This is a genomic window from Prevotella sp. oral taxon 317 str. F0108, from assembly GCF_000162415.1.
In the GTDB taxonomy this organism is placed as follows: domain Bacteria; phylum Bacteroidota; class Bacteroidia; order Bacteroidales; family Bacteroidaceae; genus Prevotella; species Prevotella conceptionensis.
Map to the genome: position 1 here is coordinate 769438 of NZ_GG740072.1, position 23045 is coordinate 792482.

Sequence of the window (23045 nt, forward strand, 5' to 3'; positions counted from 1 at the left end):
GTATTTTGAAATAAACGCTAATGATTTGAGAGCCTCTGAACATGCCAAAGATAGAGAAATCATGTTTAAACTGTTTGGATTGGATGCTAGTTTAGATTATCAGGGAAACTTGGAGTTGTGTAAGCAATAGATGATATTTTGAGAGAAACGGAACTGTTGGGGCTAATCCCTACGTAAATTTCGTCTTTCATCAGATGCCTAAGTCTTCTTGCTTTTTATTGACTGCATACAGCATGATTTTCAAGTTCGAGGGACAATAAATGATGTGTTTGCTCGTTGATACATGTAGTTGTATAGAAGTAAATTCGCTTTGTTTATCAAGACTTAGACATTTTTACTTGCAATGGCAAGTTGTGTGGAACATAAAGCAGAAGAACATATTATCGACATTGATGTTGAATTATAGTCGAAAGTAAATAGATTTGGAAAATATTAAGAAAAGTCGTATCTTTGCATCATGATGTTAGACTTATCCATAGAAGAACTCAAAACCCTTCGTAGGCTTCAGCACAGTAAGGAATTTGAACCCTACTGGGCTCAGATTACCTGCATACTGATGCTGTCTCATGGTCACGATGCGAAAACGATCTCCTACGACCTTGGAATAAGCCTGTCCAGCGTGTACAACTATGCGGAGTCCTACAAGTCGGGCGGCATTTCCAAACTGACCGACAACCACTACAAGGGCTATTGGGGACTTCTGGACAGTTCGCAAATCGCCGCCCTATGCGCTGAACTCCGTGGGAAGGTATACACCGAGGCCAAAAGTGTTGCCCAATGGATAAAGTGTACTTTCGGCGTTTCGTACACGCCGCAAGGGACGGTAGACCTGCTCAACCGCATCGGTTTCACCTACAAGAAGACGACGGAAGTGCCTTGCGAGGCCGACGCACAGAAACAGGAAGAGTTCGTCGAGGAGTTGTCCAAGACGCTTAGGGACATGGACAGTTCCGCCGTGGTTTACTATGCCGACGGCGTACATCCCACGCACAACAGCCGCTCCACCTATGCTTGGGTTGAGAAAGGCGAACGCATGGAGCAACCCACGGTGAGCGGCCGTGACCGGATAAACCTCAACGGACTTCTCAACGCCCACGACGTAACCGACGTCATCACCCTTGACTGCCCCAGAGTGAACGCCCAGTCCACGCGCGAACTCTACCAGGCTGCACAGGCAAGGCATCCCGAGGCCACCGAGATATACATCATATCAGACAATGCCAAGTACTATCATAACAAGGAACTTGCCCAATGGGTGAAGGGCAGCAGGATAAGGCAAGTGTTCCTACCTCCGTATTCACCAAACCTCAACCTCATCGAACGCCTTTGGAAAATGCTCCGGAAGAAAGTCATCAACACGGGATTTTACAGAACGAAGGAGGAGTTCAGGCGAGCGGTGACGAATTTCTTCGAACACATCGCCGATTACAAAGAAGAGTTGGAGTCGCTTCTAACTCTCAATTTCCGATTGGTTAATTCCAAAACCATTTCTTTGTGACTATAAATACAGAAACATTAAGAATAAGCAGAATTTATAGGCCATAAATCAAAAAGAATATGTTTGCTTATTATGATTTAGCCTACTTTTGTAGTACGAACATTAATATTTTTAGCTAAACCATCAAGGGAAGGCAATCATTTAAAAATTAGTTTTTTAACTTTTGACCGTGAATTTACTTTAAAAACAGAATGAAAGATGAAAACCAAAATTCATTATTTTACTGGTGGACTTTCTGATTCTTATTGGAGCCGACCATCCTTTAGACTCTCAGGACTCATTTTATTATTGGGTTCGAGTTTGTTGGTGCCTATAACAGCAGGTGCTACAAAGAGCAGCATGCCAATGGCAGTAGAACAACAGACGAAGAAGATTACAGGTACCGTTACCGACAACAGCGGAGAGCCAATCATTGGTGCCACTGTTGCAGTCAAAGGTACCAAGAATGCCACTGTAACTGACGTTGATGGACATTTTACTCTTTCCGGAGTAACTAACAATGCAGTACTTCGTATTTCCTATATCGGATATAGCGACCAAGAGATTGGCATCGGCAAACAAAGTACTATAAGCATTGTGCTATCGCAAGACACCAAGGCACTGGACGAAGTAGTGGTAGTAGCTTATGGTGCACAAAAGAAGACGACGCTTACAGGTGCTGTTGCCGCTATCGGAACACGAGAATTGAAGCAGAGCCCCGCTGCCAATCTAGCCGTGACGCTAACCGGTCGTCTTCCGGGTTTGATTGCCATCCAACGTAGCGGTGAGCCCGGTCGCGATGTAACCAATCTTTACATGCGTGGTCGCGGAACCATCAATGGGCAAAACCCTCTGATTTTGGTCGATGGTGTGGAGCGTGATATTACCTCGCTCGACCCCAATGAAGTAGACAATGTATCTATCTTGAAAGATGCTTCTTCTACAGCTCTCTTCGGTGTGCGTGGTGCTAACGGCGTTATCCTCGTCACCACCAAACGCGGTACGAGCGAAATTCCCGACATTAGTCTTACCGCAGAAACAGGTTGGCAGACGTTCACCCGTTGGCCGTCGCAAATCGACTCTTACGACTGGGCACTTCTGAAGAATCAGGCTTGGCACAATGACCATCCTAATCCCGGAGTGACCGACGCACCTCCCTATTCCGCCTATGCATTGGAACGTTATCGTCTTGGTGACCAGCCGAACATTTATAGTAATCATCACTGGGTAGACGAATTAACTAACAAGTGGGTGCCTCAGACACGCTACAATCTCACGCTGAATGGTAAAGGGGCTAATGTCAATTACTTTGTAAACGTGGGATACCTGCATCAGGGTGGTCAATTTAAACTGGACAAATCAGAGAAGCCCAGCTATGATGCCAAAAAGTTTATGGACCGATACAACTTCCGTGCGAATCTCGACGTAGCTCTCAATGCCCGCAAGACATTGAAAGCGTTCTTGAATGCAGCTGGTACGTTTGAAACGGTCAACGGTCCTAACGAGGAAACACTGACTCTTTTGACAAACCTGTTGGGTAAGTGGCCAAACATTCAAGCAGGACCTACCACGCCCGATGGCGAGGTGCTTCTCGGAGGTAGCTCTTATCAGTACAGTCCATGGGCACAAATTAACCGTTCCGGTTACAGAAAAGAGACACGCAGTTCTGTAAATGCTACTTTCGGTATGTCTTACGACCTTGGTTTCCTCTTGAAAGGACTATCTACCAAGCTTACAGCTTCGTACGACACCCAGTCTATCAATTATCTCGTTGGTAAGAAAGGATACCAGTACTGGGAGTCTGTGGTTGATCCGAACCGAAAAAATCCTGACGGTAGCGATTACATAGAATATCACCGTATTCGTACCGACTACGACAACACCCCTCTTTCTACCAGCAAGTCGGCTACATTTGCTTCTTTCTACGACTTACAATGGCAGATTAACTTCAATCGAACTTTCAACGAGAAGCATACTGTAACAGCTTTGTTACTGGCTCAGAAACAGTCACAAATTAAGGCTTCGGATGTATTACCATTCAATGTGCAAGGTTTGGCAACACGTTTAACCTATGCTTACGACGACAAGTATATAGCAGAGTTCAATGCCGGCTACAATGGTTCGGAACAGTTTGCGCCGAAAAACAGATATGGTTTCTTTCCATCTGCTTCTGCTGCATGGAACATTTCGCGTGAGAAGTTCTTCGAAAAGTGGACTAATGTGGTTGACAAGATGAAGCTACGCGTATCTTATGGTCTTGTTGGTAATGACAAAATTGGCAATACGCGATTCCTCTATCTCGACAATGTAGCAAGAAGTTATGGTGGCTATTCACCCTCTTTGTCAAACAACAATACTATTCAAGAGCTGTTCTTTGGTAACCCGAACCTAAAATGGGAGACCGCAAAAAAACTGAACGTAGGTTTCGAACTGGGTCTCTGGAAGTACTTCAACCTCTCGTTCGATATATTCTCAGAGCGTCGTGACAATATTCTGATTACAAAGAACTCCACTCCATCAATTATTGGTGTAGCACGGTCTACAATTGCTCCTTTCAACCTCGGGCGCGTAAAGAATCGTGGCTATGAATTGGAAATGTCATTTAATAAAACCATCACCAAAGATTTGCTCATAATGGCCAAAGCAAACCTCAACTACAACGACAACGAGGTGGTATATATGGATGAGCTGAAATTTGATGAAACTTATGCATATCCTTACCATCAGACAGGTTATAGCATTGGCCAACAATGGGGTATGATAGCAGAAGGCTTCTTCAAAGACCAAGACGAGATCAACGCTTACGCAAAGTACGAAGGCCAACAACCACGCCCCGGCGACTTGAAGTATAAGGACGTCAATGGTGATAATATTATCAACCAAAAAGACTTGTCTCCTATCGGATATTCGGATGTACCTAAATACACTGCAGGTCTAGCACTTAGCATAACCTATAAGAACTTTGATATTTCGGCACTGTTCCAAGGTGCATTTAATGTATCGGGCGCAGTGGGTGCACCCGGCCCTTACGAGTGGTATGACTTCCGTGAATTCCACAAGAAAGCATGGACTGCTGAGCGCGCAGCTGCAGGCGAGGAGATTCTTTTCCCGGCCTTGGCCTTGGCACAGTCGCCCAGTGAAATATACAACAGCACCTTCTTTAATATGGATCGTTCGTACATCCGTCTGAAAAACCTAGAAATAGGATATACCTTGCCTAAGAATTGGTCAAGAGCCATCAATGCCAAGGTGGTTCGCTTCTATGTCAATGGCTACAACCTAGCGACATGGGACAAGATGAAATTTAAGGATTGGGATCCTGAGGTTATGGACAATAGTACTTACCCTCTACTTAAAGTATGGAATATCGGTTTAAACGTAACTTTCTAAAACTTATAATTATGAAATACAAGTCATTTAAAATATCTTTGGCCCTTGCAAGTGGCCTACTGCTTCTGAGCGGTTGTGGAGATGCATTAGATATTACGCCGGATGGACGTATGACCCAAACCGATGTATTCAACAATATAGATTACACCGAGTCGTACGTGAACTCAATGTATGAAGGCATCCGTAAATATGGCGTCAATTACCATTATTTTACATTCCTTGCAGCCTACGAGGATGACGGTACAGACAGTCAGGTACCTACCGATTCATGGCAACAGTTGCAATATTGGAACCAAGGTAGCTGTACCTCTTCCACCAATCGTCCTTTTAGTCAGGGGAAAACTGGATTGCGTTATACCGATATGGACTTTTGGGAAACAGCCTATGGGGGTATTCGAAAAACTAACATCTTTTTGGCAAATGCCAATGAGAAAAACGTACCAGAAGTTGCTAAGCTAGGACGGTATCGCGCAGAGGCAAAAGTGTTGCGTGCACACTACTACTTCGACTTGATGAAGAATTACGGCGGTGTACCACTCTTCGATACTGATATTACACTAAAACAAGACTTCACAGACGTGAAGCGTGCAACTTATCAGCAATGTACCGACTTTGTGGTAAAAGATTGCGATGATGCCATCGCCGAGCCCAATCTACCATTTCGCACAACAGAGGAGGGTGAGCGTGGCCGTATGACAAAAGCTATAGCCCACTTCATCAAAGCTTCAGTATTGCTCTTCAATGCCAGCCCCTTATGGAATCCAGAAGGTGACCAGGCCAAATGGGCTAGAGCGGCAAAAGCTTGCAAAGAGGCTGTAGACGCACTAGAGGCAAATGGCTACGAACTATTTCCCGACTACGAGACCTACTTTATTACCCGCCCCGACAAGGCACAGATGCCGGCTGATAAGGAGACGATTTTGGAGGCTATCGATTCTTGGGGGTATGGTAACCAAACCTATAGAGCATTCGGTGTCATTATGTTTCTGATGAACGAGATTCCGACTTTCCCATCAGAAAAGTGCGGATTGTGCCCATCGCAGGAATTGGTAGATACATACGAGATGGCAAATGGTGAAGTTCCTATTGAAGGTTATAAAGACGAACGTCATACGCAGCCTATCATCAATCCAGCAGCAGGCTATGACGACCAAAATCCGTACGTGAACCGCGACCCGCGCTTTTATGCATCGATTTGGTACAATGGAGCACACTTCGGTATGGTGAAAGATAAAGATGTGTACATTGAATCGTATGTAGGCGGTGCACATGGTATGGCCGGTATTAAACAACGAAGTCCGACAGGTTACTACTTGCGCAAATATGTCGATAAAACGATGCGTGTGACAGGTGCCAGCAAGACGCTATACCGCATCTATCGTTTTGGCGAACTTTATCTCTCATTAGCAGAGGCAGAGAATGAAGCGAATGGACCAACAGCAATAGCATACGCAGCAGTCAACAAGGTACGTCATCGCGCAGGCATGCCTGACCTACCAACAGGTTTGAGCAAAGAGGAGTTTCGTGAGCGTATCAGACGTGAACGCCGTGTAGAACTTGCTCTAGAAGAAAATAGATTCTACGATATACGTCGTTGGAAAATTCTTCCCGAAGTATCTAAATTTAAAACAGGTATGCGCTGGGTGAAAGATGACGCCGGCAACCTCAAGCAAACACGCGTAGTGGCTGTAGATTGTCAACCCACAGCAGATGAGAAGTATTATCTGCTTCCTATCCCTCTGGACGAAATTCTTCGTATGCCGAATGTGGAACAAAATCCTAAGTGGTAAATATAATAATTTCAACAAGTGTCTGTAGAGTCCTAAACTCTATGAACACAGTTGTTTAAAAATTGATGTATTATGAGAAAATTAACATTTATTTTAGGACTGGTACTATCAGTACTTACTGCATGTGGTAGTAGTGATCCGGAAGCCCCGAAACCTAAGCCTGATACTCCAAAGGAAGAGCCTAAAGGAGAGGAGGAATTACCACCTACCGTACGTGGCTTTATGGTAGGGTCACTGCAATACACTGACAAAAATACTATTGAAGCAGCAAAGTCATGGGGAGCCAACGTGATACGTCTACAACTTAACCCTGTAAATTATGCTGCAAAACAAGGGTCTACATATGACTTGCAGCTTAGCAGTTACATCAGCATGCTTAAGCAACGGCTCAGCGAAGCGAAAGCAGTCGGTATGAAAGTCATCCTAGACTTACATGAAGCCCCCTGCTATATTAAAGGCAAAGTACCAACAGGCGATGATGCTGCCAAAATCGACTTTTGGAAAGACGCAGCGACAAGGACTGCTTTTGTCTCATTTTGGGATCGCGTGGCTAGAGAGCTGAAGGATTCTTACTATGACGATATCGTATGGGGATACGACCTTTTCAACGAACCCAGTGTAGGCTGGACACGTATTCCGCCGGAATGGAAGAGTATCGCCACAGAATGTGTCAATGCTATCCGCAAATACGATAAGGACGTTTGGATTGTCTATGAACCCGTTATAGAAATCAATGAATTCCCCAAAGTTACTCCATTGGATGATAAGCGCGTGGTTTACAGTATTCATTTCTATAGGCCCGGTGGATTCACCCATCAAGGTGTGCTTGATGGAATTCATGGTTCTAAGGATATGACGCGAAAAGAAGCTTTAGCAAAGCTCAATATCAAATATCCCGGCTATGCTCCCGATATTTATGCTGTTCCCATCAAATACAATTATTGCGATTTAGACAGCGTGAAAAGAGCCATGAAACCGTTTGACGATTTCATAGAAAAATATAAGGTTCCGGCTCTTATCGGTGAGTTTAGTGTTATCTGTTGGGCACCTGTCGAAAGTGCTGTAGCATGGCTACAAGACGTGATCAATATCTTTGAGCAGAAACACTACTCATGGTGCTATCATGCTTTCCGTGAATGGCAAGGCTGGAGTCTTGAACAACCGGAGGGCTTAGAGGCATTTTGGTTTTCTCGCGACCCGATACCGCCGGCATCTCCAACAGAGACGAAGCGTGCTCGTGTCATAAAGAATGCTTTACTGAAAAACAAGCAATAACTCATTAGTTGTCAAGTTAGAATATATATTCGTTTTTGAACTTATATAGATGTTGGGTAAAGGTTAGATTAGATTGAGAGAATGTTTGTAACTCTTTTGTTCAAGACATTAGTTTTGCAAACATTCTTCTTTTATCTTGGCAATTCAACTCCGCTTAAACAGTCTATCCACAGAAATCCATCATAAAATACTATGAAAAACTATTACTCATTTAAAACAAAAAATATGAAAACAGTCTATACAACCATTATATCGCTCCTATTCCTGCCTGCTTCGATACTAGCTCAGCAGGCACCTAAACTCAATACAAACAATATTGATGAAGTGTTGAAAGCGATGACACTTAGAGAGAAGGCTATGCTGCTCGTAGGCAATGCAAATAATTTTGAGAGTTCTTCGGCAGTTGTCGGAGGCTCAGCAACATTAGTACCCGGAGCTGCAGGCAATACTACCGCCATACCACGACTCGGCATTCCCGAAACGATTCTGACCGATGGACCTGCCGGTGTCCGCATTGATGTAAACCGCCAAGGTTCACAAAAGAAATACTATGCTACAGGTTTTCCCGTAGGCTCCTGTCTCGCATCGACATGGAATACAGCACTGGTTAAACAAGTGGGGCAAGCCATCGGAGAAGAGACACGCGATTATCGCTGTGACGTCATTCTGGGTCCAGGTATGAATTTGCATCGCAACCCACTATGCGGGCGAAACTTTGAATATTTCAGCGAGGACCCTTTACTCACAGGAAAGATTGCCGCTGCGTATGTTCAAGGTGTTCAAGGCGTAGGAACAGGAGTCAGTATCAAACATTTTGCAGCCAATTCTCAGGAGACTAATCGTAGCAGAGTGGATGAGCGTGTGAGCCAGCGTGCATTACGCGAGCTTTATCTTCGTGGGTTTGAGATTGCCATACGCGAAAGTAATCCATGGACAGTGATGAGTGCTTACAATCGTATCAATGGTACATTTGCACAAGGTAATTATGACCTTTTAACCAAGATACTCAGACAAGATTGGGGCTTTAACGGTATCGTCATGACCGACTGGATAGGTCGCCGTGAGGGATTGTCTGTGGCATCGCAAGTACATGCCGGCAATGACCTGTTCGAACCCGGTGAGGTAGAACAAGTGAATGATATTGAAGCTGCCGTAAAAGCCGGAAAGCTGGATATTAAAGATGTAGACAGAAATGTACGCCGCATGCTCGAATATGTCGTCAAGACTTCAAGCTTCCGCCGCTATGCAGCCACTAACGAACCAGATCTTGTAGCTCATGCTGCAATTACACGTCAAACAGCATCAGAAGGAATGGTCCTACTCAAGAATACAGCTTCTACACTACCCTTCCACAACGTAAAGACGGTAGCACTATATGGCGTAGGCTCTTACCATTTCTTATCGGGCGGTGTAGGTTCGGGATGTGTGCATACACCTTATATTATAGACTTGGTAACAGGGCTAAAAAATGCAGGCATTAGCAGTACAGCCAACCTAACAAGAATGTATCAGAAGTACATAGACTTTGCTAAGATTAAGCGAGAGGCAGATCGTGACCCTGCATGCTGGTTTGAGAAGCCAGAGATGGGCGATCAGAAACTGCCAGAGTTAGCAATATCCCAACGCCAAATAGAGGCAGAAGCAGATTCTTCAGATATTGCTATCATTACACTTACACGCCAAGCAGGAGAAGGAATAGATCGCAGTATTGAAAAAGAATTCAATATATCTCCCATTGAAAAAGATATGATAGGGCAGGTATGCGCAGCCTACCATCGTATTGGCAAACGTGTGATAGTGGTCATCAATTCTGGTAGTGTCATTGAGACTGCAAGCTGGAATGCCCTTCCCGATGCTATTCTTGTGGCATGGCAACCCGGAGAGGAAGGAGGCAACTCAATAGCAGATGTTCTCACTGGCAAAGTATGCCCATCGGGAAAACTTACAATGACGTGGCCTATTTTTGCCACAGACCATCCATCAACAGCCAATTTCCCACAGGATGATAATATGACTGTTTACCACTATGTCACCTTTAAAGATTGGACTAGCAAGGGAGGAGGAATGTCCACTCGAGACTATACGAACCATGCAGAAGATATATGGGTAGGATATCGCTATTTCGATAGTTTCAAACGCCAAGTGGCCTATCCATTCGGATATGGTCTGTCTTACACAAGTTTTGAATACGGACAGCCTCGTGTACGCCGTCAAGGCGACAAGATAGAAGTAACTCTGTCTGTTAAGAACACAGGAAAAAATAGCGGCAAGGAAATTGTACAACTCTATGTTGCAGCCCCCAAAGGTACGATGGCAAAACCGGAAAAAGAGTTGAAAGCATTTGCCAAGACCCGATTACTACAAGCCGGCGAAAGCGAGAATATTACCATGAGTATGCAGGTACGAGATCTGGCTAGTTTTGATGAAGCCGGCAGTCAGTGGCTTGTTGATGCAGGTACATACCGATTAATGGTAGGTTCTAACATCAATGACATTCGTGGTACAGCAACGCTATCACTACCTCGCTATACCGAAACGGTTTCACAGGCTCTCGCTCCTCAGCATCCTATTCATAAGATTGTGAAGTAGAGCATTTCTCAATGGGATTGGAAACTGTATACCAACAGCCCTTTTTACCATATTATAAAGTTGTTATATCAAAAATTTACGTTGAGAATGGAAAATACCATTTATCTTTGTACCATAAACCTAGATAATTTTTCCTAATAACAAATAACTAAAAATAACAAACAGATATGAGAAAGAACCTATTAACCGCATGCCTATTGATGTTGAGTATGACGACCTTTGCTCAGAAATTCACCATTCCAGTCTTCCCCGACTCACAGAGCGAAATAGATTCTAATATGGGTATGTTTAATAGCCAGTTGGACTGGATTATCCAAAATCAAAAGAAAGAGAATATCCCTATGGTATTACACGTGGGAGATGTCGTTAATTTCGATAATCTCACCCACTGGGATAAGGCTAGCCAAGGATTTGCTCGTCTGGACAGTGCTCATATTGATTACGCCATTACATTAGGTAACCATGATAATGAGGCTGTACAAGAATATAATGGGTCTGCCGCACCCGGCGACACGCATGCAAATGTACGTAAGACATCTAAGTTTAACTCTTATTTCCCAACCTATAGATTCCGTGCACAGCGAGGTACATATGAACCCGGCAAGAGCGATAACGCTTATTATACATTCCGTACTGGCAACACCTATTGGTTGGTAGTGACATTGGAGTTTTGTCCTCGTCCGGAAATGGTAGAGTGGGCAAACAAGATTGTCAAAAAGTATCACGAGCATAATGTTATTATTCTTACACACTATTACCTCAATGGGAAGGGTGAGATCGTGAAAAACAATGCAGGTTATGGCGATTCAAGTCCACAGTATATCTTCGATAACTTGGTTAAATTACATCCTAATATCAAATTTGTTATTAGCGGACACGTAGGTTTCTCGTCATTCAAGGTAGATGAGGGTGTGAATCACAACAAAATATACCAGATGTTGCAGAATTACCAAAATGTAGAATATGGTGGTGGCTATCTGCGCCTGATGCGTTTCGACCTTGACAAAGGTACTGTAGATTGCGAATTGTACTCTCCCTACTTCAAGAAGTCTAAACCGGAGAATACCCATTATAAGATAGAAGGTTTCACCACAATTAAACCAAAACTCTAAGTATGAACGGTATGAGAACTATCAACAAGAGTATGAAAGCAGGACTTCTGTTCTGCTTTTTTTTTCCATATGCAGCCACAGCAGGTAATTATGAGAAAATAAAACTGGCAATACAAGACAAGCAACAGCCTATAGAGCATGTAACTTTCATGGGGTATATAGGCAATAGGTTTAGCCAATCATACGAAAACCGCGTCTTGGCACAAAGTGTAGATAAATTAGTCGAACCATTCTGTCATCACAACGAGACACACCTATGGCAAAGCGAGTTTTGGGGTAAATGGATGAATTCTGCCGTGTTGGCCTACCAATACCGCCCATCCAACGCTATGATTTCGCGTATACAAGAGGCTGTAGACAAGCTTATTAAGACCCAAGACAGCCGTGGTTACATAGGTAACTACACCGACGAGACACACTTGCAGGAATGGGATATCTGGGGACGCAAGTATTGTATTCTGGGCTTACTTGATGCCTATGGGGTAACTCATGACAAGAAGGCTCTTAATGCTGCGTGCCGTGAAGCCGACTATCTCATAAACGAATTGCATCATAGCAAATCTACCATCGTTGAGTTAGGAAATCAACATGGCATGGCAGCTTCATCTGTACTCAAACCCATTTGCTATCTTTATCGCTATACAGGTAATAAGCGTTACTTCGATTTTGCTAAAGAGATTATAAGCCTTTGGGAGAGCGCCACAGGACCAAAGCTTATTTCCAAAGCCGGTATTGATGTAGCTAGTCGATTCCCGAAGCCCACTGCTGCGAAATGGTATAGCTGGGAACAAGGTGCCAAAGCCTATGAAATGATGTCATGCTACGAGGGACTGCTTGAAATGTATCGACTTACGGGCAATACGGAATATCTATCTGCTGTAGAACAAGTGTGGCAGAATATCAACGATACAGAGATTAATATTACCGGTTCTGGCGCATCGATGGAGTCATGGTTTGGTGGTAAGCACTTACAGTATATGCCTATTCGCCACTTCCAAGAGACTTGTGTCACGGCAACATGGATTAAGTTAAGCCGTCAGCTCCTGCTTCTCACTGGTAACACAAAATATGCAGACGCAGTTGAAATATCATTCTATAATGCATTACTTGGGGCAATGCGTACCGATGCCAGTGATTGGGCTAAATACACTCCGCTTTCAGGTCAACGTTTACCCGGTTCTGAGCAATGCGGCATGGGCTTGAATTGTTGTAATGCAAGTGGTCCACGCGGTCTCTTTGTAATACCCCAAACCGCAGTTCTTACTTCTGCCAAAGGAGTTGATGTCAATCTCTATATTGCAGGAGACTATAAACTGACGACTCCCCGACATCAGCAAATGGTTTTAAAACTAGAAGGAGAATATCCTAAAAATAATAAGATGTCTTTCCTACTTTCACTCAAAAAGGCTGAGAACATAACGATAAGGCTTCGTATTCCTGAATGGAGTACAGCCACAAAAGTAATTGTTAATGATGTTGCAGTAGAGCATGTACAAGCAGGGAAGTATATGGAACTCTCTCGTACATGGCATCATGGCGACAGAATAAGTATTGAGTTTGATATGCCCGGTATTGTACATCGTTTAGGTCAACACCCGGAATATGTGGCAATTACCCGCGGCCCCATCGTCTTGGCTCGCGACCAACGGCTTGCCGGTCCCGGCCTAGAGGCTTTCTTAACACCAGTCGTAGATGACAAACAGCAGATATTGCTCGAAGCCACAAATACACAGAATACCGATATTTGGATGTCGTTTATGGCAAAATTCCAACCAGAAGCATATACAGAAGATGGTGCTCCGGCTATCCTTGTAGGACTCTGTGACTATGCCTCAGCCGGTAATTCTTCACAAAAAGATGATTACCCATTTTTTAAAGTCTGGATGCCACAGTTATTTAACCCTGCAATTTCACAATAAGGAATATAAGACGAGATTTCCCTCTTCTTTTTCCAACATATCAATAGAGAATAAGGGGGAAAGGAATCTGTATTAATCTCGCAACTATCTTTGTAACAATATGAAATGAAATATAAAAAAAAGATATATATACTACTTTGCTTATGGTTCTTTTCTGTACCAACAATAGCACAGGTTACAGCACAACAGAAACTTGAAGTCGTCCGAAATATTATTAGAAGGTTTTCTCATCGTGATGACATAAATCTAAGGCTTGTTCCCCGCAAGCAAGGGCAGTTAGAGACTTTCAACCAGCAGGTCTCAAATGGAAAGTTAACCATATCTGCCAATAGTCCTATTGCACTTTGTCACGGATATTACGATTGGATTAGACAAAATGAGTATGGCATCATGAGCTGGACTGGAAATCGGTGTAATATTCCAACAAAGATTGACGGTAGTAAGACTCGCTCTGTTACATCTCCTTTTCAGTATCACTATTATTTCAATGCTGTGACTTTTGGTTATACGATGCCGTATTGGGATTGGAACCGATGGGAACAAGAAATAGACTGGATGGCCTTTCATGGCATTGACATGCCTTTGGCGCTTACTGCCAATGAAGCCATTCTTGCAAGAGTGTTTAAGAAAATAGGGCTTTCAGACGAAGTAATTGGTCGTTTCTTTACAGGCCCGGCTCATCTTCCTTGGCTTCGTATGGGGAATATTTATGGTATTGACGGACCGCTATCAAATCAATGGCATCAAGACCAAATAGCCCTACAGCACAAAATACTGGATAGAATGCGTAAATTAGATATGCATCCTATATGCCCCGGCTTTGCCGGTTTTGTTCCAGAGGCTTTAAAAGAACTTTACCCAACTGCAGACATTCAATATACTACATGGGAAAAGGCTTTCCATAATTATATCCTCTCACCTGCAGACCCTTTATTTCATAAAATTGGTGTAATGTTCATTCAGGAATGGGAAAAAGAATTTGGAAGATGCGACTTCTATTTAATTGATAGTTTCAACGAGATGGACATTCCATTTCCTCCAAAGGATGATCCCAAACGCTACGAGTTTATGGCTGATTTTGGGAAAAAAGTCTATCAATGCATCAAGGAAGCCAATCCTTCCGCTACTTGGGTTATGCAAGGTTGGATGTTTGGTTACCAGCCGGAAATCTGGGATTACAAGACGCTGAATGCCTTGGTATCTCAAGTACCAGATAATAAGATGATTATGCTAGACTTGGCTGCCGATTATAATAAGTTTTTATGGAAAACGCCTTTCAACTGGGACTTCTACAAAGGCTTCTGCGGCAAACAATGGATCTATAGCGTCATACCTAACATGGGAGGGAAGTCGGCTCTTACAGGTGCGCTTGACTTCTATGCCAAAGGTCATTTAGAGGCTTTGAATTCTCAAAACCGCGGTAAACTTATTGGTTTCGGATTTGCACCGGAAGGTATTGAGAACAATGAAGTAGTATATGAGCTTCTCTGTGATGCCGGGTGGGCGAAACAAGGAGTTGAGCTTCGGCCTTGGCTGCGCAATTATACATACAGTCGTTATGGTTGTTACCCTATAGGCATGGAGCAATATTGGAACGAAATGATTCAGTCGGTATATGGCTCTTTCAAGAGTCATCCCCGCTTCAACTGGCAATTCCGCCCCGGAAAAGAAAAATATGGAAGTGTAGACTTAGACAACCACTTCTATCATGCCGTAGAAATAATGGCTGGGATGCTGTCTCAGATGAAAGGGAATAAACTCTTTGAAGCAGATTTTAAAGAGATGGCAGCTAACTATTTAGGTGGTAAAGTCGAGATTCTTGTACGGCAGATTGATAAAGCATACGAAAGCCAAGACACTATCAATGCGAATCAGTTGGAAACAAGATTCTATAGGTTGATGACCGGTATGGATCTCGTTTTACAAGGGCATCCCACGAAGGACATGCAGAAATGGATAGACTATGCGCGTGCTCGCGGTGTAAGCTACAATAAGGCAGATTGCTATGAGAGTAATGCGCGTCGCATTGTGACTGTATGGGGACCTCCCATCGATGATTACTCTGCTCGTATTTGGGCCGGACTCATTCGCGACTACTATTTACCTCGTTGGAAGCACTATTTCAATCAAAAGCGTAGTGGCAAACCATTCGACTTTTCCACTTGGGAATTAGATTTTGTCGAGAATCAAAAAGGATTAAGTCAGCCTGCACTTACCAAAGACAAAATAAGTCTAGCTGTTCAGCTTATTCAAGATGCTAAAAATATTGTAGAATAATAACAAAAAAGAAATATGAGAAATAAAGCACTCTTGCTTACTATAGCATTGCTGTTGGGAAACTATGCCATAGCTCAAGTTCACACTTATTTGGATCGTACGAAGAATATAGAAGAGCGTGTAGAGGATGCACTTAGTCGTATGACTTTGACCGAAAAACTTAAAGTCATCCACGCGCAATCCAAGTTTAGTTCGGCAGGCGTTCCACGCCTAGGGTTTCCAGACTTTTGGACATCTGACGGTCCTCATGGCATTCGTACCAATACACTATGGGATGAGTGGACCGACGCCAACCAGACAAACGATTCCTGTGTGGCCTTCCCTGCACTTACCTGTTTGGCCGCAACATGGAATCCGGAAGTGGCCTATCTTTTTGGCAAGAGCCTTGGAGAGGAAGCACGTTATCGAGGAAAGGATATGGTCTTAGGCCCCGGCGTTAACATTTATCGCACTCCCCTCAATGGCCGTAATTTCGAATACATGGGCGAGGACCCTTATTTAGCTGGACAGATGGCAGTTCCGTATATTCAGGGTATACAAAGCAATGGAGTGGCTGCCTGTGTGAAACATTATCCACTCAATCAGGACGAAAATAACCGTATTGAAGAAAACATCATTGTTGACGACCGTGCCTTGCACGAAATCTATCTTGCCCCCTTCAAAGAAGCAGTGATAAAGGGACACGTCTGGGGTATCATGGGGGCATATCCGAGCTACAAAGACCAATCGTGTACTTACAACGCATATCTCACCAATAAGGTATTAAAAGGCGACTGGGGGTATGACGGCGTGGTGTTGAGCGATTGGGGAGCTACACATGAAACAGAGGGAGCCGTAAGGCATGGTCTTGACATAGAGTTCGGTACATGGACTGATGGAAAGAAATACGGCGATAGCAAACATTATAACCGTTATTATCTTGCTGATGCCTACCGCAAAGGCTTGGAAGAGGGACGCTATACGATGGAAAGCCTTGATAATAAGGTACGCCGGGTGCTCCGACTATTCTATCGCACCACCATGACCTATCGCGAACCCGGTTCATTGACCAGCGATGAGCATTTTGCTGTAGCACGCCGTATAGGCGAAGAGGGAGTAGTGCTCCTTAAAAACGAGCGCCAAATACTCCCTTTGCAATTAAAACCGGGCAAACGCATTCTCGTCATCGGTGAGAACGCCATTAAGATGATGACGGCGGGTGGCGGTTCGTCGTCAATACGTACCAAGCACGAATTTGTGCCACTTGATGCACTGCGTAGATATACTGACAAGGTGGGGGTGCAGCTCGACTTTGCCCGTGGCTATGTGGGCGATACCGTCACCATGTTTAATGGAGCCAGCGTGGGGCAGGATATTCGAGACAGCCGAACGCCACAGCAACTTATGGACGAGGCTGTGACCAAGGCACATGGAGCTGATTATATACTAATTTTCGGCGGTCTCAATAAGAGTGAATATCAAGATTGCGAGGGTTACGACCGTAAGAATTATAGTATGCCTTATCAGCAAGACCAACTCGTAGAAGCCTTGGCCAAGGTTAACAAGAACATTGTGTTTGTTAATATCTCTGGCAATACGGTGGCTATGCCATGGGTAGAGCGTGTATCAGGTATCATACAAGCTTGGTATCAAGGCAGTGAAGCCGGTAATGTGATAGCCTCCATCCTTGTCGGCGAAACCAATCCTTCGGGCAAGTTGCCTTATACGTGGACTGTCAGACTTAACGATGTCCCAGCCCACGCGCTTGGAACCTATCCGGGTACATGGCGTGCCGACCACAAAGTTATTGACGTGGAATACAAGGAGGGCATCTTTGTGGGATACCGCTGGGCTGACAAGCACCGTGTACGTCCGCTTTTCGCCTTTGGGCACGGCTTAAGCTATACGGCATTCAAACTATCAGAAGCAAAAGCAGATAAATCTGCAATGACGCCAAGCGATAGTATTACCTTTACCATCACGGTGCAAAATATCGGTCAACGTGCCGGTTCCGAGGTTGTGCAACTATATATAAAAGATAAAGAGGCCAGCCTGCCCCGACCGGTGAAAGAACTGAAAGGTTTCCGGAAAGTTTTCCTACAACCGGGGGAAAGCAGAAACGTGAGTATCACCATTGGCAAAGATGCACTAAGTTTTTACGATGACCGTCAACAGCAGTGGGTGGCAGAGCCCGGACATTTTGAGGCGCTGATAGGAACGGCATCCGACAAAATTGCATCTCATGTAAAATTCACATTGCTAAAATAAAACAAATACGGCATGAAATACTTTCTCAAACGTTATTCAATCCTTAGTTCCATTCTTCTGTTCTCGACTTTGAGCATGGTGGCCATGCAGAGTCCGAAGTGGCTGGAACGCGCTGTGTTTTATCAGATCTACCCATCATCCTATATGGACAGCGATGGCAACGGTATTGGCGATTTGCAGGGTATCATCTCAAAACTCGACTATATACAGTCTGTAGGGTTCAATGCCATCTGGCTTAATCCGGTATTCGAATCGGGATGGTTTGACGGTGGCTACGACATCATCGACTTTTATAAGATAGACCCGCGGTTCGGAACCAATACCGATATGGTGATGCTCATCAAGGAAGCCCACCGGCGTGGCATCAAGATCTGTCTGGACTTGGTAGCCGGGCACACCAGCAATAAGTGTAAATGGTTTCAGGAGTCGGCAGCAGGTGATGCCAACTCTCGCTACAGCGACTATTACATCTGGACTGACTCTGTGAGCGATGCCGAGAAACGGGACATCGAGCTGCGCAAGAAAGAGGGAGAGAATCTCTTTGGGGCACGCGGCAACTTCGTGGAGGCGAATGCGCCGCGAGGCAAGTATTATCAGAAGAATTTCTTCGAATGCCAGCCGGCCCTCAACTACGGATTCGCCCATCCAGACGCCTCTCATCCGTGGGAGCAAACGCCGGATGCCCCGGGACCGCAGGCTGTCAAGCGCGAACTGCTCAACATCATGGCCTTCTGGCTGGGCAAGGGTGTAGATGGATTCCGGGTAGACATGGCGGCATCGCTCATCAAAAACGACCCCGACGGTTCGGCGGTGCGCAAGCTGTGGAAAGAAATCAATCATTGGAAAGACAGCAACTACCCCAACTCGGTGCTCATTTCAGAGTGGTCGGATCCGATGCAGGCCATCCCTGCCGGATTCAACATCGACTTCATGATACACTTCGGCGTGAAGGCCTACATCCCCATGTTCTTTGCTAAAGGCACCCCGTGGGGCGATTGGGATACGCACGAGTGCTGCTATTTCGATAGGCAAGGCAAGGGCACGCTGTTCCCTTTCATCAAAAATTACACCGAGGCCTACGAGGCGACCAAACATCAGGGCTACATCGCCCTGCCATCGGCCAATCACGATTTCCAACGCCCCAACATCGGTACGCGCAACACGCCCGATCAACTGAAAGTGCTGATGACCTTCCTGCTCACCATGCCGGGCGTTCCATTCATCTATTATGGCGATGAAATCGCCATGAAATACCAGCTCTATCTACCCAGCAAGGAAGGCAGTGGGATACGTTCGGGGAGTCGCACGCCGATGCAATGGACCAAAGGTAAGAACGCAGGATTCTCCGACTGCGATTCCCGACAACTCTATCTCCCCGTCGATACCGAGGAGGGAAAACTTACAGTGGAAGCTCAAGAGGCCGACACGACATCGTTGCTCCACTATGTGCGACGGCTCATCCGACTCCGCCAGTCGGCAGACGCCATCGGCAATACCGGCGACTGGCTGCTGGTAAGCGATGCCAAACAGCCCTACCCCATGGTCTACAAACGCTCCAAGGGAGGCTCTGTCTACTATGTAGCCATCAATCCATCCGGCCGGTCGGTCACCGCCGCCATTCCGTTGTCGAAGTCCGGCAGAGTAACTCAGGTATTGCAGACTGGTCACATCCGATGCCACACCTCAGCTGCCACGCTGCAACTGAAAATGAAAGGCATCAGCGCTGTGGTGTTGAGCGAACAATAATTGCCTACCGTCGAACACTTCGATGGCGACGAACAACATCACGATTTATCTAAACAATTACCATCTTATGGCAAAAAAATATCGTTTCATACTCCTTTTACTCATTCTTACCCTTGTACAGGCACGTGCAACGGCATCCGCGACTGCTAAACCAGCCTATTGGATTGCCGTACCACAAACGTCGGCTCACGACTATGGCGTCTACTATTTCCGAAAGAACTTGAACCTGACGCAGCTACCGGCAGCCATGCGCGTAGAGGTAAGCGGCGACAATCGCTACGAGCTATACGTCAACGGGCAGCTGGCTTCGGCCGGCCCAGCCAAAGGTGATTTACATCACTGGCACTACGAAACAGTAGATTTAAAACCCTATCTGAAGCCGGGTAACAATGTTGTGGCAGCCATGATCATCAACGAAGGTGAAAAACGAGCACTCTCGCTATATACCCATCGTACAGCCTTCTATTTACATGCGCTTGACGCCATAGGAGCAGAGCTCAACACCGATCCATCATGGCTGTGCATACAAGACCATGGCTATCAACCACTCAATACCAAAGTCGCCGCCTTCATGGCTGTAGGTCCCTGCGACATTCTCAATATGCATCAGCATATAGCTCATTGGTGCGATACCACATGCGACCTGTCGAAATGGCGTCCCGCACAAGTACTCGCCCTCCCCGCCTATGCCGACCGCTCTTATATCTATGGTTATCCATCTGTCTGGCAATTGATGCCCTCCACCATTCCACAGATGGAGCGGCGTATGGAGCGCATGGCAAAAGTACGACAATCTACCTTGAAACTACCCAAAACATTCCTCAACGCTCCAACATCCATTACTATTCTTGCCCACACCAAAGCTACCATCCTCATAGACAACAAGCAAGAAACCAATGCCTACGTACATCTCGCATTCGGATACGGTCGAGACGCAGAAATGTCGCTTACCTACAGCGAATGCCTGTGGGACGATACGAAGGGAACCAAGTCTAACCGCAATGTGGTAAACGGCAAGCTGATGCGCGGTGTCAAAGATAGTATCATTAGCAACGGTAAAGAACGGCAAATCTATCGTACACTCTCGTGGCGTACATATCGCTACGTGCAACTGACCATTAACACGCACGATGCCCCTCTCACTCTGTACGACCTTTATGGTATCTTCACCGGCTACCCCCTACAATTGGCATCTACATTCGAATGCCAAGACAAAGAACTCGAACGCATTCTTCAAATAGGATGGCATACGGCACGCCTATGTGCTTGGGAAACCTACATGGACTGCCCCTACTATGAACAACTGCAATATCTTGGCGACTCGCGTATCCAAGCTCTTATCACCCTGTTCAACTCGCGCGACGACCGACTGGTCAAAAGCTTCCTAGACATGGCCGACTGGTCGCGCCGTCCAGAAGGTTTCACCATGAGCCAATACCCCTCTACCATGGAGCAAAATATCCCCACCTACTCGCTCATCTATATCCTCTCGTTGCACGATTATATGCGCTACGGGAGCGATCTCGACTTTGTCCGTGGTAAACTTTCGGGTGTAAGACAGATTCTGGATTATTTTAAGACATGGCAGTTGCCCGACGGTCGGCTCAAAGAAACACCTGGATGGAACTTCATAGACTGGGTAGCCGCGTGGGGAGACCCGGGCGAAGGGCCAAAAGGTTCGGAAGGTGCTACAGCCACAGCCGACCTATTCCTACTCTTGGCCTATCAAGCCGCTGCCGACTTGGAAAGCCAACTCGGCATGCCCGCCATGGCCAAGCTGTACGAGGCTGCGGCACAACGTCTTGCTATCTCCATCCGTTCAAGCTATTGGAATACAACGCGAGGGCTGTTTGCAGACGACTCTAACCATCGCCATTTCTCGCAACATACCAACGCACTGGCCATTCTCGCCAAAACAACAAAAACCGACGAAATCACGGCCATCGCACATCAGCTATTAGAGGATAAGAGTTTGGCTCCATGCTCTGTCTACTTCAGCTTCTATCTCAACTCAGCTCTCCACGCAGCGAATCTTGGGGACAATTATCTCCAATGGCTCGATATTTACCGCGAAAACATCAAACAGGGACTCACCACATGGGCCGAAACTTCCGACCTCGCCCATACACGCTCCGACTGCCATGCATGGGGTGCCGCCCCCAATATTGAGGTATATCGCATCATGCTCGGTATTGAAAGCACTTCGCCGGGTTTTGCCAGCGTGCGAATAGCTCCCCATCCGGGCAACTGCAAACAATTGTCGGGCAGTATTCCGCATCCTCAAGGCAATATTCGTGTAAACTATCGACTTTCCGGCCAAACACTGAAAGCCGTGATAGAACTTCCTGAGCACGTAAGTGGCGAATTCGTATGGCGCGGCAAAATCTATCCGCTACATGGCGGCCGAAACGAAAACAACTATGAATAATATTACCTTTTAATACACCAACGGTCTTTTGAACTCCTCATCAGCGTTCAAAAGACCGTTTTCTTTTACACAAATCGCAGATTAATTTCGTTTTTTCTTGTATTACCTCAATTCCGCAGCATTATTCCTTGTGAGGTACTTTTATATATTGAAGTGACATTTTTGGGATTTATCCATTGATATGGGGATCTTCTAGGATTCTTGGTTCTTGCATAGACATGAAATCCCCCACCCAAACCAATGGGGAAGTATGAAAAGCCACAAAGAAATGATGTTTATTCAATGAAGACTTCAGCGTAGTAGGTTTTATTTGTATATAGGTTCAGAACGTTCTGCCTTCCAGTGCGCACCCATTTTGCTGGCACGCTGACAAAATGTAGGATAAAGGCTTTCAGCCTGCTTGTCTTTTTCAATGGCTTGACCTTATCGCTGATATGACGGACGAGATAGAGATAGAAGCTCTTCAGCATGGCGGTAACCATCATGAAAACCATGTTCTCAGCCATAAAGGAAAAGGGCAGATGCGACCATCCGAAGTCATTGTTCTGTATGTCGAAGTTCTTTTCGCTTGCTCCACGCTCATTATAAAATGTGATGATGTCTTTCTCTGTAGATGTCCAGTTGTTGGTGAGGATACAGCGGTATGTGTATATTACTCCGAACATATCCGTCCGTTGCTTGCCATCCTTGTCTTTCAAAGGACTACGCTGTACGACAAGCCTGTATGACTTTCCTTCTATTAAGTTGTCTATGCTGACGGAGGTGACATCGCATCTCTCATAACCAACCTCAACA

11 protein-coding genes and 1 pseudogene are annotated in these 23045 nt (G+C 45.4%); 11 read left to right on the plus strand and 1 reads right to left on the minus strand.

Annotated elements, in window-relative coordinates:
* The first annotated feature begins 457 nt into the window (after positions 1-457).
* From HMPREF0670_RS02785 to HMPREF0670_RS02835, 11 genes are all read left to right on the plus strand, one after another.
* Positions 458-1498 (plus strand): IS630 family transposase, encoded by a 1041-nt coding sequence (locus tag HMPREF0670_RS02785; RefSeq protein ID WP_044077639.1) that lies wholly within the window; start codon positions 458-460, stop codon positions 1496-1498.
* A gap of 198 nt (positions 1499-1696) precedes the next feature.
* Positions 1697-4867 carry a SusC/RagA family TonB-linked outer membrane protein gene (locus tag HMPREF0670_RS02790; RefSeq protein ID WP_009229640.1) on the plus strand — a complete coding sequence of 1057 codons (3171 nt, stop codon included), beginning with the start codon at positions 1697-1699 and terminating at the stop codon, positions 4865-4867.
* Positions 4868-4878: 11 nt separating this feature from the next.
* Positions 4879-6657 carry a RagB/SusD family nutrient uptake outer membrane protein gene (locus HMPREF0670_RS02795; RefSeq protein ID WP_009229641.1) on the plus strand — a complete coding sequence of 593 codons (1779 nt, stop codon included), beginning with the start codon at positions 4879-4881 and terminating at the stop codon, positions 6655-6657.
* 72 nt (positions 6658-6729) lie between these two features.
* A complete protein-coding gene (locus HMPREF0670_RS02800) occupies positions 6730-7932 on the plus strand; it encodes a glycoside hydrolase family 5 protein (protein WP_009229642.1) in 1203 nt (400 codons plus the stop codon).
* Positions 7933-8124: 192 nt separating this feature from the next.
* The gene (locus HMPREF0670_RS02805) at positions 8125-10521 is read left to right on the plus strand and encodes a glycoside hydrolase family 3 C-terminal domain-containing protein (RefSeq protein ID WP_044077640.1); all 2397 of its coding nucleotides are present in this window, start codon (positions 8125-8127) and stop codon (positions 10519-10521) included.
* Between the two features lie 167 nt (positions 10522-10688).
* Positions 10689-11633, plus strand: coding sequence for a metallophosphoesterase (locus tag HMPREF0670_RS02810; protein ID WP_009229644.1), 945 nt, complete (start codon positions 10689-10691; stop codon positions 11631-11633).
* 2 nt (positions 11634-11635) lie between these two features.
* Positions 11636-13552, plus strand: a complete 1917-nt coding sequence (locus HMPREF0670_RS02815; RefSeq protein WP_044077641.1) for a beta-L-arabinofuranosidase domain-containing protein — start codon at positions 11636-11638, stop codon at positions 13550-13552.
* Positions 13553-13657: 105 nt separating this feature from the next.
* Entirely contained in the window at positions 13658-15829 is a 2172-nt protein-coding gene (locus HMPREF0670_RS02820; protein WP_009229646.1) for an alpha-N-acetylglucosaminidase TIM-barrel domain-containing protein, read from the plus strand.
* 15 nt (positions 15830-15844) lie between these two features.
* The gene (locus HMPREF0670_RS02825; protein ID WP_009229647.1) at positions 15845-18076 is read left to right on the plus strand and encodes a glycoside hydrolase family 3 C-terminal domain-containing protein; all 2232 of its coding nucleotides are present in this window, start codon (positions 15845-15847) and stop codon (positions 18074-18076) included.
* Between the two features lie 75 nt (positions 18077-18151).
* On the plus strand, positions 18152-19822 hold the full coding sequence (locus HMPREF0670_RS02830) for an alpha-amylase family glycosyl hydrolase (RefSeq protein ID WP_009229648.1): 1671 nt from the start codon (positions 18152-18154) through the stop codon (positions 19820-19822).
* Positions 19823-19889: 67 nt separating this feature from the next.
* A complete protein-coding gene (locus HMPREF0670_RS02835; RefSeq protein ID WP_009229649.1) occupies positions 19890-22250 on the plus strand; it encodes an alpha-L-rhamnosidase C-terminal domain-containing protein in 2361 nt (786 codons plus the stop codon).
* Positions 22251-22525: 275 nt separating this feature from the next.
* On the opposite strand, the pseudogene HMPREF0670_RS02840 reads toward HMPREF0670_RS02835, so the two are convergent.
* Positions 22526-23045: pseudogene (locus tag HMPREF0670_RS02840) on the minus strand (IS1380 family transposase); the annotation flags it as partial.